The organism is Streptomyces sp. NPDC003038, assembly GCF_040611115.1.
Classification (GTDB): Bacteria; Actinomycetota; Actinomycetes; order Streptomycetales; family Streptomycetaceae; genus Streptomyces.
The window spans coordinates 210163-226840 of the sequence record NZ_JBEXNN010000002.1; the positions used below are offsets into that span (position 1 = coordinate 210163).

Genomic DNA, 16678 nt, shown 5'->3' on the forward strand with positions numbered 1-16678 from the left:
GAAGTGACCCAGGTGCGCATCGCTTTTCTGACGGCTCCCGAGGGCGTCGAGGAGATCGAACTCACCGAGCCCTGGAAGGCCGTACTCGCCGCCGGCTGGAACCCCCAGCTGGTCTCGACGAAGCCCGGCCGGATCCGCGCGGTCAACCACCTCGACAAGGCGGGCACCTACCCCGTCGACCACGTCCTGGCCGGTGACACGTCGGACGCCTTCGACGCGCTCGTGCTGCCCGGCGGCGTCGCCAATCCGGACGCGCTGAGGATGAACGAGCGGGCCGTCGGCTTCGTCCGGAGCTTCTTCGAGGCCGGCAAGCCCGTCGCCGCGATCTGTCACGCCCCCTGGACGCTGGTGGAAGCCGACGTGGTCCGCGGCCGGACCCTGACCTCGTGGCCCAGCCTCAGGACCGACATCCGCAACGCGGGCGGCACATGGGTGGACGAGGAGGTCCAGGTCTGCCACGCGCAGCCGGCCGCGCTGATCACGAGCCGCAAGCCGGATGATCTGGAAGCGTTCTGCCGGACCCTGGTCAGGGAGTTCGCCGAGGTCCTGGACAAGGCGGAGTGAAGCCCGAGGGCGGGGCGGAGTGAAGCCGAGGAGACCGGAGAAGCCCGAGGACACCCGGATGAGGCCCACCGACCCAGGCAGCTCCATGAGCCCAGCCAGTTCCCGGCCCAGGCAGTCCACGGAGTCCGGAAAGCCCACGGCGTCCGGAAAGACCACGGAGTCCAGGAAAGACAGGGAGTCCCCATGACCACCGCATCGCACCAGCCCTCTGAGGAGGTGGTGGTCGCGGTCAGCGACTGCTCCGAGAAGGCCGGCCGCACCGTCCTGGACGTACTGGAGCACGCCTTCTCCACCGATTCGCGGCCGGCCACGGGAAGCCGCGCCACGGTGTGGACCGCGACGCTGGACGTGGCCAAACCCCGCGTGCGGGCCGCTCCGGCGCATCTCGACGGCCGGGTGAGCGTCGGTCTCCAGGGCGGCTACCGCGCGGTCGATCAGGTGCTCTCCGCGTTGGCCGAGGCCTTCACGATCGACATGGGCGGGACCGCGGCCGGAGACCAGGAGAAGGACGTTCAGCTCTGGGTCCGGTCGGGCTGACCCGGCGGCGTGGGGATCCGTGCGGATCTCGGCCGGGACCGGGTTTGTCCCCCTTTGGCTGCGGGCAGCCGCACACCAAATCGACAAGGCCCCGGAAATGGAGGCCCCCATGTCAACAGGCACGCTCATTGCGATCATCGTCCCCGCGGCGGTCGTACTGATTGCCCTCGCCGTCGGACTGTGGATGCTGTCGCGCAGACGGCACCTGCAGGACCGGTTCGGATCCGAGTACACGCGCACGGTCGATGAGGAAGGCGGCCGGCTGGCCGCCGAGCGCGAGCTGCGCGCCCGTGAAGAACGCCACGCAGGGCTTGAGATCAAGGAGCTCCCGACCGAGCGCCGCCGCCAGTACGCGGACGAGTGGAGCGAGGTCCAGGAGCGCTTCGTGGACCGTCCGGAAGGGGCCGTCGCGCAGGCGGACGAGCTGGTGGCGCGGCTGATGAGAGAGCGCGGCTACCCGACCGACGGTTACGAGACGCAACTGCGGGACCTGTCGGTGGAACACGGCGACACGCTGAAGCACTATCGAGCCGCGCACGACGTCAATGTGCGCAGCAGCGAAGGAAAGGCGACCACGGAGGAGCTCCGAGGGGCGATGGTGCACTACCGGGCTCTGTTCGAGGAACTGCTGAGTGAGCAAGGAGGTCGATGACATGCAGGACCACGGCGACCCCGACGTCCTCCCCGGCGAGAGCGGTCTGAGCACGGAGGATCTGGCTCAGCCGGAAACGGCGGACACGACGGAGCAGAGTGCCGTCTTCCCGGGTGAGGCCACGACCGACCGGGACGCGGAGCAGGCAGCGGGGGACGAAGAACCGGCCGGGGAGGAAGAGCGGTCGGTGTCCGAGTCCGATGCCCAGGACAAGCCGCTCCTGGACAGCAAGGATGCGGAGGAGTACCGCAGGGCGTGGAGTGACATCCAAGGCAGGTTCGTCGACGACCCGCAGGACGCGGTCAGGTCCGCGGACACGCTGGTCGCGGAGGTGATGCAGACGCTCGCCAAGACGTTCTCGGACCACAAGAAGGAGCTGCAGGGCCCATGGGACCGAGGCGAGGAGGTCGCCACGGAGGACCTGCGGCTGGCTCTGCAGCACTACCGCTCGTTCTTCGACCGTCTGCTCAAGACGTGAGCCGGCACCTGAGGGGCAAGGAGGTGCGTCTGCCATGACGGCACAGGACAGCGGCCCGTCGGCGCGCAATCTGGAGGAGGGCCGACTGCTCAAGGAGCTTGAGGCCATCCATCGCACGCGCCACGAGACGCTGCTGTACGGGTCGGACGATGCCTTGGCCACCCATACGCAGCGGATGAACGAATTGGAGCACGAGTACGTACGCCGGCACCCGCAGCGTGCCACGACACCGTCCCGCACCCGCTCGGGTGCCCGTGCCCGTACAGGTGATGACGAAGAGGCCGCGGGCGCCCACTAAGGCGCCCGCGGCCCTATGGTCTTCCGGCCCGCGGCCCGCGGGCCTCACTCGGTCTACGAGCCCTGCGGCTCCTCCTCGTCGTGGCCGCGCCCCTCGTCTGCGCGCCCCTCGTCTGACCTGGGCGGCTCGTCCTCGCGCCGCCGGGTCGACTCCTCCTTGCTTCGGGCGCGCGTCGGCTGATCGGGAGCGGGGGCCTCGCGCACCTGCTCCTCGCGGCCCTTGCCCGTTCGTTGGGCCTTGTCCCGCATGTCACCCGTGTCACCCGTGTCACCCATGACTCCGCTCCTTTCGGTAGGGGCCGCCGTCAGTCCCCGGTGGTGTAGCGGATACGGGCCCACAGCGGCAGGACGAACCAGCACAGCAGGTACCACACCAGGACCCCCGCCACCAGCCAGGGCGCGAAAGCGTTGTGGGTCGCCACCCGGAGGATCAGGAAGAGCGCGGAGGTGAGGGTGGCCAGCAGCAGGAGCAGGCCGGTGAAGGTGAGGCGCGAGGCCCAGGCGACCGCCTGGGGCTTGATGCGGCGGCCCGAAACGATGCGGTGGAAGGCGACGGGGCCGATCAGCGCGCCCGTGGCCATGGACCCGAGGACGACGGTGACGATGTAGATCGTCTTGTCGGTCTGCGAGAGGCCGTGGAAATGCGGGGTGAAGACGACGGTCAGGAGGAAGCCGAAGAGGACCTGTACGCCGGTCTGCGCCACGCGTATCTCCTGGACCAGTTCCTGCCACTGCCGGTCCGCCCGTTCCTGCGGGCTCTCGTCCCGGCCGTCGCCGCGCTCTCTCCGCCCGCTGCCGCCTTCTTCCCGCATGGGACCTCCCTGACCTCCCTGGTGTGCGTGACCCTTCGCCTACCCGGGCTCCCGGCACCCATGCCGCGTCGTTAGCGCGGCACTTCCCCGGGTACCCGCAGAGCAGCCGGCAGGCTCTGCCGGCCGCGGTCCGACCGATACGGAGACGGAGTACGACATGGGACATGGCGAGGACGTCATCGCGGAACTGACCTCGGACCACCGTGAGGTGGACGAACTCTTCAGCAGGATCGAGCACACCACCCCGGCGCTCGAACGGCAGAAGATCGCAGAGCAGCTGACGATCGAACTCGTCCGGCACTCCGTCGCGGAGGAGGAGCATCTCTATCCGACGGTACGGGAGCACTTCCCGGACGGCGATCTCATCGCGGACAAGGAGCTCGCCGACCATGCCCGGGTCGAGAGGATGCTGAAGGAACTGGAGGGGGTGGACGGCGCGGGGCCGGACTTCGACCACCGGATCGCCGAGCTCAAGGCCGAGATCGCCAGTCATGTGCGCGACGAGGAGCAGAACCTCTTTCCGCGGCTGCGCAAGGCCTGTTCGCCGGAGGCCCTGCACGCGCTCGGCGACAAGGTGCGGCGAGCCAAGAGGTTCGCGCCGACGCGCCCCCACCCGGGCGCCCCCGACACCCCGCCGGCCAACCGGCTGCTGGCGCCCGGCGTCGGTCTCGTGGACCGGGCGCGCGACCTGGTGACGGGCCGCGGGGAGTAGGTACCGGGCAGGACGCGCGAACGGGCTCCGGCGGCCTGTACGGCTCAGGCCGCCGGAGCCGGGCTCATCGGCCCGCGTAGGGCAGCAGGGCCATCTCGCGGGCGTTCTTGACGGCTGCGGCGAGCCGCCGCTGCTGCTGGGCGGTGACCCGGGTGACGCGGCGGCTGCGGATCTTGCCGCGGTCGGAGATGAACTTCCGCAGCAGGTCGGTGTCCTTGTAGTCGATGTAGGTGATCTTGGCGGCGTCCAGGGGATTGGGACGGGCCTTGACGGGCTTGCGGACCTCTTGACGGCGAGCCATGCGGATTCCTCGGTTTCTGCGAAACGGTGCTGTGAAGCGGTGCTGTGAAACGGTGCTGTGAAGCGGGGGAGCTGAGAAGGCGGTGCTACGAGACGGGGTCGAGCAGGGCGTCGAAAGCGGCCGGAAGGCGCTTCCACGCCTCGCGCCCGGCGGTGAACTCGGCGTCGGTCAGCAGGCACGACTCGAGGAGCTGCTCCAGCCCGTCCCGGTCGAGGCCGGGCGAGGTGAAGACCAGGTGCTGGCAGCAGTCACCGTGCTCCGGGTGCCAGCCGAGGGCGGCCGCGGCCCGGCGCACGGGAGGCACCATCTCCCAGGCGGCGTCCGGGAGGGACGCCAGCCAGGGGCCGCTGTCCTCCACGCACAGCGCGCCGCCCGCGGCGTCCCACGCCAGCAGGGTGTCGGGGCGGTCCGCGAGCCAGAACCGGCCGCGGCTGCGGGCCGCGGCGCAGGTGAGGTCCTCCAGCGCCCGGTATAGCCGCTCCGGGTGGAACGGGCGGTTCCGGTGCCAGACGAGGGTGGCCACCCCGGCTTCGTCCGCCTCCTGGGGAAGGAGCGCGCAGGCCGGGTGCTGGGCGGCGGCGGCCGCCTCGGTGTCGAATCCGGCGAAGGCGAGCCGGGCCAGTTCACCCGACCCGGCGTCCAGGGGCACTCGGCGGGCGGTCGGGTGGAGCTGGGCGAGCAGTGCACGGTCCTCGTCGTCCGCGTCCGCGCTGTCCACGAGCGCGAGGACGGGTGCGTATTCGAGCTGCCGGGCCCAGGTGTCCCCGACCGTCCGCTGATCCGTGGCCGCCGCGGCGAGACCGGCGTCCGCGAGGTCGTCGCCGTTGGCGAGGTAGGGCAGGACGAGGCCGGGGTCGACGGCGGTGATCACGTTGGTGAGGTCCAGTGCGTCACCGCCGTGCGCGGCGACGACCTCGGCCATGGCCCTCGGCTCGACGGAGTCCCACAGCTCGACCACGGCGAGCCGGGTCAGCCCGTCCGCGGCCAGCCGCCACAGCTCCGGTACCAGGTCCTCGCGCAGGGCGCAGCAGGCGCAGTCGTTGACGAGCGGTGCCTCGCCGGACCCGACGGGGCCCGAGGCATCGCGCACGGTGCGCCGTACGGTGCCCTCGGCCGCGGTGGAGAGGTCGTGGTGCAGGGCGACACTGCCCGGCACGGTGGCGAGCAGTTCTTCGACGGTGGACCGGCGGGCGTCGGAATGGAGCCCGCCGACGATGACGACGGCCAGGGTCACGGCTTGCTCCCGTAGCGGCGCTGGAAGCGCTCGACGCGCCCGGCGGTGTCGAGGACGCGGGCGGTGCCGGTGTAGAAGGGGTGGCTCTGCGAGGAGATCTCCACGTCGATCACGGGGTAGGTGTTGCCGTCCTCCCACTCGACCGTCTTGTCACTGGTGGCGGTCGACCGGGTGAGGAAGGCGAAGTCGGCGGCCTTGTCGCGGAAGACGACGGGGCCGTAGGCGGGGTGGATTCCGGGCTGCATGTGTCGGTGTCCTTCAGGCAGGGGCAGGGGCAGGGGCAGGGGCAGGGGCAGACAGGGGGCAGGGACAGAAGCGGGGGGGGGGAGGGGAGGAGTCAGCGTTCCTCGCGGAAGTCGACGTGCCGGCGGACCACCGGGTCGTACTTGCGCAGCACCATGCGGTCCGGGTCGTTCCGGCGGTTCTTGCGGGTGACGTAGGTGTAGCCGGTGCCGGCGGTGGAGCGGAGCTTGATGATCGGGCGTACTTCGTTGCGTGCCATGGGGCTAGTATATGGGAATGATTTCCATTACCAATATGGGGGTCCCCCATGAGAGGCAGGTAACACCGTGTCCGCCCACTGCCAACTGACCGGCGCCCAGCCGGGCTTCGGCAACAACATCTCCCACTCGCACCGGCGTACGTCGCGCCGCTTCGACCCCAACATCCAGCGCAAGAGGTACTGGCTGCCGAGCGAGGGGCGGCACGTCCGCCTGACGCTGAGCGCCAAGGCGATCAAGACCGTCGACGTCATCGGCATCGAGAGCGCCGTGGCTCGCATCCGGGCGCGCGGGGTGAAGGTCTGATGGCCAAGCGGAGCAAGATCGCACAGAACGAGAAGCGCAAGGCGCTCGTCGCGCGGTACGCCGCCCGGCGGGCGGAACTCAAGGAGGTCATCCGGCGGTCCTCCTCGACGGAGGCCGAACGCGCCGCCGCCGCAGCGCAGTTGAGGCGTCAGCCGCGTGACGCCAGTGCCACCCGCGTCCGCAACCGGGACAGCGTGGACGGGCGCCCGCGCGGACACCTGCGCAAGTTCGGGCTCTCCCGTGTCCGGATGCGCGAGCAGGCGCACGCCGGCTTCCTCCCAGGGGTCACCAAGTCCTCCTGGTGACGGGAGGGTGTCGAGCGGATCTGACCTGCCGGGCCGGGATCCCCCGGCCCGGCAGGGCGTCCGCAGCCACGTGTGGTGCGGCGGAGACGGGGTAGCCGCTGGGTGATCAGCTGCGGCTGCCCCGTCGATGGAGGTCCTGGATGTCGCTCGCACCCGCTCACCGGCCGACGGGCCCCGCCCGGACCGGCGCGTCGCCGCGCCTGCCCCAGCCGCGCGGCCCACTCTCCGAGGCGGTCCTCGCGGCGCTGCGCGACGAACTCCGCACACTTCCCGCACCCGCGCGGATCCTCGCCGCCGACCCGTACGGAGACGACCTGCAGCTGGCCCTCTACGTCCTCTACGAACTGCACTACCGGGGTTTCGCGGATGTGAGCGAAGCCCGCGAATGGGACCCGGAGCTGCTGCGGCTGCGCCGCGCCCTCGAAGACCGCTTCCTGGCCGCCGTGCGGGAGGACACCGCGCGGAACCGTTCCGTGGACGAGGTCTTCGACGAGCTGCTGGCCGAACCGGTGGATCACACCGGCAGCGTCTCCGCCCACCTCGAACGGCACGGCGAGCTGTGGCAGGTGCGCGAGTACGCGGCCCTGCGCTCCCTGTACCACCTCAAGGAGGCCGATCCCCAGGTGTGGGTCATTCCGCGCCTGCGCGGCCGGGCGAAGGCGGCCATGGTCGCCATCGAGTACGACGAGTTCGGCGCCGGGCGTGCCGAGCGCATGCACGCCGTACTCTTCGCCCGCCTGATGGACGACCTCGGCCTGGACTGCGCGTACGGCCACTATCTCGACGCCGCCCCCGTCCAGGCCATCGCCGTCGTGAACCTCATGTCGCTGTTCGGGCTGCACCGCGCTCTGCGCGGCGCCCTCGTGGGCCACTTCGCGTGCGTGGAGATCACCTCCTCGCCCGGATCCCGGCGCATGGCCGCGGCCATGCGCCGGCTCGGCGCGGGGCCTGCCGCAGAGCACTTCTACGCCGAGCACGTCGAGGCGGACGCCGTGCACGAGCAGCTCGTGCGCCATGAGGTCGTCGCGGGTCTGCTGGAGGACGAGCCCGGCCTCGAACACGACATCGCCTTCGGCGCGGACGCCACCACCCTGCTGGAGGAGCGGCTCGGTGCCGCTCTCCTCGACGCCTGGGGGCGGGGAGACTCCGCCCTGCGTGTTCCGCTGCGTCCTCCGCTCACCTGACGCACCAGCCCGTCGGGCCACAAGAACTGGGCACTCTTGCCTCATGCGAGACAATTTTGTATCGTTCGAGGCGAAGGAGGCTCACCATGGTGCACGAAGAAGAACTGCTGGACAGCGCCGCGCGCGTCCTCGCCGGTGACCACAGCGCCTCGATGGTGCAGATCGCGTCCCGCATCGGGACCAGCCGCGCCACGCTCAGCCGCCGCTACGCGACCAGGGAAGCCCTGCTGAAGGCCGTCGCCGTCCGGGCGATCCAGGTGGTCGACGGGTGCCTGGCTCCGGCCGACCTCGCGGACGACGCCGACGGGGCCGCCTTCGACGCCGCCCTGGAAGAGCTGGTCATCGCCCTGATGCCGGCCGCCCACCTCTACGGCTTCACCGCGCGGGACGCCACCGTGCTCGCCGACCCGGACTTCCGGGCCGGCCTGGAGCGGCAGGACCAGCGGGCCCTGAGCTTCCTCGCGCTCGGCCAGCGGCTCGGGCGACTGCGCGCCGACCTGCCGCCGTACTGGATCTGGTACTCGCTCTGGGGGCTGCTCGACGCGGCCGCCGAGGGCGTACGCGACGGCCACCTCGCCCCCCGCCAGATCGGCCACCTGGTCCTGACGTCCTTCCTCAGCGGGACCCGGCCCGCCGTCTAACGCCCTCCCGCGATCACCTCCACACCCCCCCCCCCACCCCTGATGTCCCCGTGCCCCGCGCACACCTTTGAACGGAACCCCATGTACACCCCCTCGCCGGACCCCCGCCGGTGGATCGTCCTGGCAATCCTCTCGGGCAGCCTGCTGCTCATCTCGATGGACACCACGATTCTCAACGTGGCTTTCCCCTCGCTCGTCGGCGACCTCCAGCCGGGCGCCGTCCAACAGCTGTGGATCATCGACATCTACGCTCTCGCCCTGTCCGGCCTCCTGGTCACGGCAGGCGCGCTCGGCGACCGCTGGGGGCGCAAGCGGCTGCTCATGGCGGGTTTCGGCATCTTCTCGCTGGCCTCGCTGATCGCCGTGTTCTCCACCGAGGCCTGGCACGTGATCGCGGCCCGCGCCCTTCTCGGCGTCGGCGGCGCGGCCATCATGCCGTCCACCCTGTCGATCCTGCGCAGCGTCTTCACCGACGCCAAGGAGCGCGCCTTCGCCCTCGCCGTCTGGGCGGCCGTCTTCGGCGGCGGCATGGCCTTCGGCCCGGTCGTCGGCGGACTGCTCGTCCAGGACTACGGCTGGCACTCCGCCTTCCTCCTCAACCTCCCCGTCGCCGCCCTCATCGTCGCGGCCGGCCTGCGCTACCTTCCCGAATCGCGCGCGCCGTTCAGCACCGGCCGATGGGACTGGTGGGGCGTGGGTCAGTCCATCGTCGGCATGCTCGCCCTCGCGGGCGGCATCAAGCAGCTCGGCAAGAGCGGTGTCGCCGACCCGCTGCCCTGGGCCCTGATCCTCGTCGCCGCCGTCGCGCTGACCGTCTTCGTACGCCGCCAGCTGCGCCTGGACAACCCGCTGCTGCAGGTACGGCTGTTCGCCAAGCCCGCCTTCAGTGTCGCGGCCACCGCCATCTTCCTGCCGATGGTGGGCATGGGCGCCATCCTGTTCCTCGTCACCCAGTGGTTCCAGTACGGCCAGGGCTACACCCCGCTGGAGGCCGGTCTGCGGTTGCTGCCCGCGCCGCTCGCGCTGATCTGCGCATCGATGCTGGCCCCCGCCCTGATGCAGCGCTTCGCGATCCGCCATGTGCTCGGCGCCGGTCTGGTCGTCCTGGCCGCCGGTATGGCCCTGCCCTGGACCCTCCAGCAGTTCGCGGGTCTCGGCTACCCCGCGTTCGCCGTCGCGCTGACGGTCATGGGCCTGGGCGCCGGCTTGGCGACGACGGTGGCCTCGGTCACCTTGATCTCCGCCGCGCCCGCGGACGAGGTGTCCAGCGCGGCCGCCATCGAGGAAACCTGCTACGAGCTCGGCTCGGCGATGGGCGTCGCCGTCCTCGGCTCCACCGCGGCGGCCCTCTACCGCGGCAACCTTCCCGCCCTCGGCCTGGACGGGCCCGCCACGGCGTCGGTGCGCGACTCCGTCGGCGAGGCCGCCCACATCGCCGAGCAGCTGGGCGGCGCCGTCGGCCAGGCACTGATCGACACCGCCTCCCAGGCCTACACCGCCGCGATCACTCCGGCGTTCCTCATGGCCGGAGCGCTCGCGGTCATCGCCGCGGCCACGACCTGGACCCTGATCCCGCGCGACCTCCAGCCCACCGAGAACCACTGAGCGCTCACCTCAGGAGGAACGCGGGGGCGGCGGGGGCCGGGCCCAAGGTGGTGGTGCCGGGCGCGGCACGGTGGCCCAGCCCCGTGCGGTACGCGTCGAGGGCCGCCTCGGTCCGGCCGGTACGCCGCAGCAGGTCACCCAGCAGCCGGCACAGATCGGCGAGGTCGCCCGAGGCCCCGCTGCGCTCCAGCAGGGCCAGTGCCTGTACGTAGTGCTCCTCGGCGCGATCGGTCTCCCCGCGCTCCTCGGCGATGAGACCGAGCAGCCGGTGCGCGCCGCCCGCGTGCACGGCTCCGTGGTGGTCGCCCAGCTCCAGTTCCAGCAGCGCCGAAAGGAGCTCGGCGGCCTCCTCGTACCGGCCGAGCCGCCGCAGTACGTCGGCCAGCTCGACCTCCACCTGGGCGGTGTACAGGGCGGCGCGCCTGGCCGACAGCATCTCGCGCGCCGTGCGCAGTTCCCGCTCCGCCGACTCCAGCCGGCCGTTCTGCGCCTGTACGTAGCCGCGCATCCAGTGGCAGTGCGCCAGGTCGGTCTTCAGCCGCAGCTGCCCGTAGATCGTCTGGGCCTTGGCCAGGGAGGCGTCGGCGTCGGCGACCCGCCCCTCGGCGAGGAACGTCCGCGCGACCTGCCGGTGCATGCCCGCCACCAGCGCCGGATCGCTGACCTGCGGAGCCAGCGCGAGCGCGAGTTCGGCGGCGTGCGCGGCGCGGGCGTGGGCGCCCATGTCGATGTACGGACCGATGATCGCGGCGTAGAGCAGCACCAGCGCCTCGGGGTCGGCGAGCCCGCTCGTGCCCAGTTCGTCGATGGTGGATTCGAGGAGGTAGCAGGCGTAGCGCAGCTCTCCGGCGAGCAGGTGCGCGACGGCGCGACCGCGGATCGGGCGGGCGCGGCGGGGGAGCGGCTCGTCGCTCAGGAGGCGTTCGGCCGCCTCGAAGTGCCTTATGGCCTCGGGTAGTTCGCCCGCCTCCAGGGCGCAGTCGCCGAGTCCGAGCAGGGCCTCCGCCTGCTCGGGGACGAGTGCGAGGCGCTCCGCGTCGCCCAGCAGGTGCCGGTAGCGGGCGGAGGCCTCGTCGGCCGCTCCGGCCGCGCCGGTCGCGAGCGTCCGCTGGGCGTCGGTGAGGGCGAGCCGCAGCTCGGTGGCCAGATGGGCGGGGCGTCCGGTGGCCAGCTCCTCGTAGGAAGTGCCGAGGCGCCCGGCGAGGAAGCGCAGTGCGGTCTCGGAGGGCCGTACCTTGCCCGACTCCAGGGTCGACACATAGGCCGACGTGTATGCGGGCTCGGCCAACTGCCTCTGGGTCAGGCCGCGCTCCATCCGCATGCGCTGAACTCGGCTGCCGATCTCGGCCGGTTCGTCCATGGAATCCCCCAGGTTGCTCGAACTCCCCAGTATCCAGGGGGAGAAGGCCATTGCGCACGCCCCGCGCGCCACTTAGTTTAAGCAGCCGATTCATTGCGCTTAACAAGCCACTTAACTTTCTTTCCGGGGGAGGACTTCATGGACTCAGCCATCCGCGCAGCCTTGCGCGCGGCCGTCGCGGCGGCCTGTGCGACCGCCGTGCTGCTGGCGGCCGGACCCGCCGGTGCGGCGGCCACGGCCGACGGAACCGACGCGCCGGCGGAAACCCGGGTGGAGGTCGAGATACCGGGGCCGGAGCACGGCGGCGACGCCGGATCCGGCCACGTCCGTGTACCGGCCGGCGGCCGGGCCGAGGCCGCGCCCCGGCTCACGGAGGCCGAGCGGGCGGCCGACGGTGAAGTCGTCAAACTGGTCGACAACGGCTCCATCGCGGACCGCCTCGACATCGTGGTCATCGGCGACGGCTACACGGCCGACGAGCTGCCCCGGTTCCATGCCGACGCGCGGCAGAAGTGGGCCGAAGTGACGGCGGTCGAGCCGTACACGACCTATCAGGACCTCTTCAACGTCTGGACGGTGGATGCCGTCTCCGCCGCGTCCGGCGTCTCGGGTGACCCCGACGCCGGCACCGTTCGCGACACCGCCCTCGGCTCGTACTTCTGGTGCGAGGGCATCGAGCGGCTGCTCTGCGTGGACCAGCCCAAGGTGGACGCGTATGTGGCGAAGGTGCCCGAGGCCGACCTCGTCATCGTCCTGGCCAACAGCACGAAGTACGGCGGCGCGGGCTACAACGAGCCCAGCGCCACCCTCGGTTACGAGGGGATATCGACCGCCTCGTCCGGACACCCGAAGTCCGGCCAGGTCGCCATCCACGAGACCGGGCACTCGCTGGGCAAGCTCGCCGACGAGTACTTCTACACCGGCTCCCCGGAATACGAGAAGTACACCGGCCGCGAGCCCGCCGACTCCAACAGCTCGACGCTGACGGCCGACCGGATGGCCCGGCAGCGGGCCAAGTGGTACCGCTGGCTGGGCGAGGAGTCGCCCGACGGCGGCGCGGTCGGCGCGTACGAGGGCGGCGGCTACTTCGTCACCGGGCTCTACCGGCCCACCGACAACTCGATGATGCGGGTCCTGGGCAAGCCGTTCAACCTGCCGGGTGTCGAGTCGATGGTCGCCGGCTTCTACCAGCACGTGCGGATCGCCACCCCGCTCACCCCGACCGGCCGCACGCTGCGGACGGGCCGGACCGCGAAGGTCGCCGTGCCCCGGCTGCACGGCCCCGACGGCCGTCAGCCGGTGGTCCGGTGGTACCTGGACGGCAGGGAGCTGAGGTGGCTGGAGGGCCGGACCGAGGTGCGGGTGGCGGACCTGTGGATGCTCGACCTGCGCACCCACAGGCTGTCCGTCACGGCCGAAGACCGGACCCCCTCGGTCCGCGACCCGGAGATCTCCCGCACCCTGCGGTCCACGGTCGTCTGGGACGTGCGCCGATAGGGGCGGCGACGGTGTGAAGAGCGAACGGGTGGCGGGCGCGTCCTAGGCGTCCTCGACGGCCTCGCCGCCCGTTCGGCCGTCCCTGTCAGCCGGCTGTGGCCGATGACTGTGCGGCGAGGCCGTCGAGGACGAGGCCGAGGCCCAGTTCGAAACCGCGGTCGTCGAGCGAGGCGAGGCCGCCTCCGGTGGCGGCCGCGTCGGTGAGTGAGTCGGCGAGGGCCGGATAGGCCGGGCGGTACTCGTCGGCGGAGCGGGTGAATCCCGCGGTGAAGGTCTCCAGAGCGGAGCCGAGGACCAGGTAGTCGATGGCGGCGGCGGCTTCGGCAGCCCGGGCCGGAGTGCAGCCGGCCCGCATGAGGGCGCGCAGCAGCGCGTCGTAGCCACGCAGGGCCCGGTGCGCCTCGACCCTGCGCCGGGCGGCGGGCGCGATCGCGTTCGGATGGCGCAGGTAGACGCGGCGGTAGCCGCGGGCGTACGCGGCGATCCCGTCCCGCCACCGCGGGTCGTCGAGCGGGCTCAGATCGATCTCTTCGTTGATCAGTTCCGAGACCGCGTCCAGGACGTCGTCCTTGGACGCGACGTGGTGGTAGAGGGATGCGCCCCTGACCCCGAGGCGGTCGGCGAGCGTGCGCATCTTCAGGGCCTGGGGCCCCTCCTCGTCGAGGAGTTCGAGGGCCGCGCGCCCGATGATCCCGCGGCTGAGCAGCGGCTGGTTCGGTCGGCCCACGGTGTGCTCCCCCTTGTTGTCCGCCGTCAGGTTACCCGTACGGAAGGTCTTCCCAAGAGGTCCGGGGCGGGTTATGGTCCCCGCAATCCCGATACCTAACAACGTTAGATTTAGCTTCCGGAACGCACGTCGGCCGCCCCGACCGTTCCCCCTCCGTATGAGGTGCACATGCCAGACCTTCCCTCCGCTTGTCCGGACCCGGGCACCCCGCGGGACACCGACGCCGCCCGCCTGAACGATCTGGGCTACACCCAGGAGCTGAACCGCAGCCTCGGCATCCTCGGGAACATCGCCATGGGCTTCGCCGTGGTCTCGCCCGTGGTCGCCCTGTACGCCGTCTCCATGGTCGGCACGATGATCGCCGGGCCCGCGTGGGTATGGGCGCTGCCGATCGTGCTCCTCGGTCAGTGCCTGGTCGTCAACGTCTACTCCGAGCTGGCTTCCCAGTGGCCGCTGGCCGGCGGGCCCTACCAGTGGGGGCGCCGGCTGCTCGGCCCGTCCTTCGGCTGGATGAGCGGCTGGGTATGGCAGTTCGCCGTGATGTTCGGCAACACCACCGTGGCGTATCTCGCGGCCCCCTGGGTCTTCGCGCTCGTCGGGGTCGTGCCCACACCGGGCGCCATGGTCGCGGTGGCCGCCGGGATCCTGCTGGCCTGCATGCTGGTGAACGCCTACGGCATCAGGATCCTGAGCTGGTTCGTCTCGCTGGGCATCGCCGCCGAGGCCATCGCCTCCGTGCTGGTCGGCTTCGCGCTCCTGCTGTTCTTCCGCGAGCACGGATTCTCGATGTTCACCGAGACCCTCGGCGCCGAAGCGCTGTCGGGGGGATCGACCGTGATGGCGTTCCTGGCCGTCCTCGCCGTCGCCGGCTGGGGCTTCATCGGATTCGACGCCTGCGTGTCGACCGCGGAGGAGACCAAGGACGCCGGCCGCAAGGTGCCCCGCGCCATGTGGTGGGCGCTGCTCAGCGTCGGCCTGGTGGTCATCCTCAACGCGATGGCGGTCGCCCTCGCGCACCCCTCCCCGGCGGCCGTCGTCGCGGGTGAGGACCTCGACCCGGTGACCACCGCCGTCACCACCGCATTCGGCTCCTGGTCCGACAAGCCCTTCGTGCTCGTGGTCCTGATCGGGTTCCTCGCCTGCGCCATGGCCTCTCAGGGCGGCGCCGCCCGCGGTGTGTACTCGCTGGCGCGCGACGGCGTCTTCCCCTTCTCCCGGCAGGTGCGCAAGGTCAACCGGCGCCAGGCGCCCATCGGCGGCCTGATCGCCTCCACCCTCGTCAGCTGCACCGGCCTGCTGCTGGGTCTGAACGCCACCGCCATCGGCAGCCTGATCGCCTTCGGCACCGCGGCCACCTTCCTGCCGTTCTTCCTGGTCAGCCTGGCGGCTCTGATCGCCCGCCTGCGGGGCGCCTGGGTCCCGTCCGGGCACATCCGGCTGGGCCGCAAGGGCACCTTCCTCAATGTGCTGGCGGTGTTGTGGACCGCCTTCGAGGTGGTCAACGTCTGCTGGCCGCGCGCCATCCTCGCCCCGCCGGGAGCCCCCTGGTACCAGATCTGGGCCGGCCTTCTGGGGATCGGAGCGGTGATCACGGCCGGGCTGGTCTACCTGACGGTTAAGAAGCCGCAGAACACGCTGCGCGCCGCGCAGGCACGTGAGGAGCGCGCGGCCGGGCGTACGGACGCGCCCGCCGACCTGTCCGCCGACGCGCCCGCCGACGTGCTCGCCGCCGAGCGTTCCTGATCCCCTCCCAGCTGAAGACCCGGGACCGTCCTCACCCAAGGAGTCATGTCATGCCCCTGCCACGAATGACCCGGCGCGGCTTCGGAGCCGCCGCCCTCACCGCCGCCGCCGTTCCCCTCTTCGGAGGCCGGGCCGCTGCCGCGCAGAGCGCCGCCTCACTCACCGGCGCCCCCCGAACCGCCGCCTCCGACCCACTGCAGGCGAGCGAGGAACCGCACCACGCACCGGCCGAGTGGGAGCCGCACTCCGGCTGCGTCATGGCCTGGCCCTGGGACAGGACGATCGGCTGGGGCGGACTCCTCGCCGACGTCCAGGCCGAGATAGCCGGCATCGCCAAGGCCGTCGCCCGCTTCGAGCCGGTGATCATGGTCTGCGAACCGGGAACGACGGCGCAGGCACGCGAACAGTGCGGCAGTTCGGTGACGATCGTCGACTACCCGGTCAACGACTGCTGGACCCGGGACACCGGGCCGGTCTTCACGGTCGACGCCACGAACACCCACCGGGCCGGCCTCGACTTCGCCTTCAACGGATGGGGCGAGAAGTACCCCTACGACAAGGACGACCTCCTTCCCGTGGGCGTCTGCGCGCACTTGGGCGACCCGCGCACACCGGTCGACATGGTCCTGGAAGGCGGCGCCGTCATCACCGACGGACAGGGCACCCTCATCACCACCGAGGAATGCCTGCTCCACCCCAACCGCAACCCCGGCATGACCCGCGGGCAGATCGAAGCCACGCTGCTCGCCGCGTACGGAGCGACCAAGGTCATCTGGCTGCCGTACGGGCTCCACAACGACGACGTCACCAACGGCCACGTCGACCTGGTCGCCGCCTACCTCGGCCCCGCCAGGCTCCTCCTGCACACCCAGCCCGACCCCACCCACCCCAACCACGCGCGGATGGCCGCCAACAAGGCGGTCCTCGACGCCGCGACCGACGCCCGCGGCCGCCGCTTCCAGGTGGTGGAGATGCACCACCAGCCGCACTTCCGCCACAGCGGACTGATGGTGGAGACCTTCAGCTACACGAACTACTACCTGACCAGCGGCAGCGTCGTCGTACCCACCGCCGGCGAACCGGCCGACGCCCTCGCCCTCGCGCAGTTCCGCTCCCTCTTCCCCGGGCACGAGGTGGTCGGCGCTCCCTCGCGCACCCTGGCCTGGGGCGGCGGCGGCGTCCACTGCGTCACCCAGCACATCCCGCGCGTCCGGTAGCCCGCC

The 16678-nt window shown here is 71.4% G+C and carries 22 protein-coding genes; 14 read left to right on the forward strand and 8 right to left on the reverse strand.

Annotated elements, in window-relative coordinates; all coding sequences use genetic code 11:
• Positions 1 to 12: 12 nt before the first annotated feature.
• The 5 genes from ABZX75_RS03640 (at position 13) to ABZX75_RS03660 (ending at position 2529) form a co-directional block, all read left to right on the forward strand.
• The gene (locus tag ABZX75_RS03640) at positions 13 to 564 is read left to right on the forward strand and encodes a type 1 glutamine amidotransferase domain-containing protein (protein ID WP_355407416.1); all 552 of its coding nucleotides are present in this window, start codon (positions 13 to 15) and stop codon (positions 562 to 564) included.
• Positions 565 to 747: 183 nt separating this feature from the next.
• Complete coding sequence (locus ABZX75_RS03645) at positions 748 to 1101, forward strand: hypothetical protein (protein WP_355407418.1); 354 nt, start codon at positions 748 to 750, stop codon at positions 1099 to 1101.
• Positions 1102 to 1210: 109 nt separating this feature from the next.
• Positions 1211 to 1753, forward strand: a complete 543-nt coding sequence (locus ABZX75_RS03650; RefSeq protein ID WP_355407420.1) for a hypothetical protein — start codon at positions 1211 to 1213, stop codon at positions 1751 to 1753.
• 1 nt (position 1754) lies between these two features.
• The gene (locus ABZX75_RS03655; RefSeq protein WP_355407422.1) at positions 1755 to 2231 is read left to right on the forward strand and encodes a hypothetical protein; all 477 of its coding nucleotides are present in this window, start codon (positions 1755 to 1757) and stop codon (positions 2229 to 2231) included.
• Positions 2232 to 2265: 34 nt separating this feature from the next.
• Entirely contained in the window at positions 2266 to 2529 is a 264-nt protein-coding gene (locus tag ABZX75_RS03660) for a DUF6158 family protein (RefSeq protein ID WP_355407424.1), read from the forward strand.
• A 53-nt stretch (positions 2530 to 2582) separates the two neighbouring features.
• Here the strand turns inward: ABZX75_RS03660 and ABZX75_RS03665 are convergent, their stop codons facing one another.
• Both ABZX75_RS03665 and ABZX75_RS03670 read right to left on the reverse strand, forming a co-directional pair.
• The gene (locus ABZX75_RS03665; protein ID WP_355407426.1) at positions 2583 to 2804 is read right to left on the reverse strand and encodes a hypothetical protein; all 222 of its coding nucleotides are present in this window, start codon (positions 2802 to 2804) and stop codon (positions 2583 to 2585) included.
• A 29-nt stretch (positions 2805 to 2833) separates the two neighbouring features.
• Positions 2834 to 3340 (reverse strand): DUF6328 family protein, encoded by a 507-nt coding sequence (locus tag ABZX75_RS03670; RefSeq protein WP_355407428.1) that lies wholly within the window; start codon positions 3338 to 3340, stop codon positions 2834 to 2836.
• Positions 3341 to 3497: 157 nt separating this feature from the next.
• On the opposite strand from ABZX75_RS03670, the gene ABZX75_RS03675 reads away from it, so the two are divergent.
• Entirely contained in the window at positions 3498 to 4052 is a 555-nt protein-coding gene (locus ABZX75_RS03675; RefSeq protein ID WP_355407430.1) for a hemerythrin domain-containing protein, read from the forward strand.
• A 64-nt stretch (positions 4053 to 4116) separates the two neighbouring features.
• On the opposite strand, the gene rpsR is transcribed toward ABZX75_RS03675, so the two are convergent.
• The 4 genes from rpsR to rpmG form a co-directional block, all read right to left on the reverse strand.
• On the reverse strand, positions 4117 to 4353 hold the full coding sequence (gene rpsR, locus ABZX75_RS03680; protein ID WP_355407432.1) for a 30S ribosomal protein S18: 237 nt from the start codon (positions 4351 to 4353) through the stop codon (positions 4117 to 4119).
• Positions 4354 to 4438: 85 nt separating this feature from the next.
• Entirely contained in the window at positions 4439 to 5587 is a 1149-nt protein-coding gene (locus tag ABZX75_RS03685; RefSeq protein ID WP_355407434.1) for a GTP-binding protein, read from the reverse strand.
• A complete protein-coding gene (locus ABZX75_RS03690; protein ID WP_355407436.1) occupies positions 5584 to 5832 on the reverse strand; it encodes a type B 50S ribosomal protein L31 in 249 nt (82 codons plus the stop codon). The genes ABZX75_RS03685 and ABZX75_RS03690 overlap by 4 nt, the downstream gene beginning before the upstream one ends.
• A gap of 92 nt (positions 5833 to 5924) precedes the next feature.
• Entirely contained in the window at positions 5925 to 6089 is a 165-nt protein-coding gene (gene rpmG, locus ABZX75_RS03695; RefSeq protein ID WP_355407438.1) for a 50S ribosomal protein L33, read from the reverse strand.
• A 67-nt stretch (positions 6090 to 6156) separates the two neighbouring features.
• Here rpmG and rpmB point away from each other — a divergent pair, with 67 nt between their 5' ends.
• The 5 genes from rpmB to ABZX75_RS03720 all read left to right on the forward strand — a co-directional run bounded on the left by rpmB (position 6157) and on the right by ABZX75_RS03720 (position 10128).
• The gene (gene rpmB, locus ABZX75_RS03700) at positions 6157 to 6393 is read left to right on the forward strand and encodes a 50S ribosomal protein L28 (RefSeq protein ID WP_355407440.1); all 237 of its coding nucleotides are present in this window, start codon (positions 6157 to 6159) and stop codon (positions 6391 to 6393) included.
• Positions 6393 to 6698: a 30S ribosomal protein S14 gene (gene rpsN, locus ABZX75_RS03705; RefSeq protein WP_355407442.1), complete on the forward strand. Its 306-nt coding sequence runs from the start codon at positions 6393 to 6395 to the stop codon at positions 6696 to 6698. Before rpmB ends, rpsN begins: the two co-directional genes overlap by 1 nt.
• Before the next feature lie 140 nt (positions 6699 to 6838).
• Positions 6839 to 7882: an iron-containing redox enzyme family protein gene (locus ABZX75_RS03710; RefSeq protein WP_355407444.1), complete on the forward strand. Its 1044-nt coding sequence runs from the start codon at positions 6839 to 6841 to the stop codon at positions 7880 to 7882.
• A gap of 86 nt (positions 7883 to 7968) precedes the next feature.
• A complete protein-coding gene (locus ABZX75_RS03715) occupies positions 7969 to 8523 on the forward strand; it encodes a helix-turn-helix domain-containing protein (RefSeq protein WP_355407445.1) in 555 nt (184 codons plus the stop codon).
• Between the two features lie 81 nt (positions 8524 to 8604).
• Entirely contained in the window at positions 8605 to 10128 is a 1524-nt protein-coding gene (locus tag ABZX75_RS03720; protein ID WP_355407447.1) for an MFS transporter, read from the forward strand.
• Between the two features lie 4 nt (positions 10129 to 10132).
• Here the strand turns inward: ABZX75_RS03720 and ABZX75_RS03725 are convergent, their stop codons facing one another.
• A complete protein-coding gene (locus ABZX75_RS03725; RefSeq protein WP_355407449.1) occupies positions 10133 to 11488 on the reverse strand; it encodes a helix-turn-helix transcriptional regulator in 1356 nt (451 codons plus the stop codon).
• Between the two features lie 138 nt (positions 11489 to 11626).
• Here ABZX75_RS03725 and ABZX75_RS03730 point away from each other — a divergent pair, with 138 nt between their 5' ends.
• Positions 11627 to 12985 (forward strand): M64 family metallopeptidase, encoded by a 1359-nt coding sequence (locus ABZX75_RS03730; protein ID WP_355407451.1) that lies wholly within the window; start codon positions 11627 to 11629, stop codon positions 12983 to 12985.
• A gap of 85 nt (positions 12986 to 13070) precedes the next feature.
• Here ABZX75_RS03730 and ABZX75_RS03735 read toward each other — a convergent pair whose 3' ends face one another.
• On the reverse strand, positions 13071 to 13712 hold the full coding sequence (locus ABZX75_RS03735) for a TetR/AcrR family transcriptional regulator C-terminal domain-containing protein (protein ID WP_355407453.1): 642 nt from the start codon (positions 13710 to 13712) through the stop codon (positions 13071 to 13073).
• 168 nt (positions 13713 to 13880) lie between these two features.
• Here ABZX75_RS03735 and ABZX75_RS03740 point away from each other — a divergent pair, with 168 nt between their 5' ends.
• Together ABZX75_RS03740 and ABZX75_RS03745 are read left to right on the forward strand one after the other, a co-directional pair.
• Positions 13881 to 15455: an APC family permease gene (locus ABZX75_RS03740; RefSeq protein WP_355407455.1), complete on the forward strand. Its 1575-nt coding sequence runs from the start codon at positions 13881 to 13883 to the stop codon at positions 15453 to 15455.
• A gap of 50 nt (positions 15456 to 15505) precedes the next feature.
• Positions 15506 to 16672, forward strand: coding sequence for an agmatine deiminase family protein (locus ABZX75_RS03745; protein ID WP_355407457.1), 1167 nt, complete (start codon positions 15506 to 15508; stop codon positions 16670 to 16672).
• Positions 16673 to 16678: the final 6 nt, after the last annotated feature.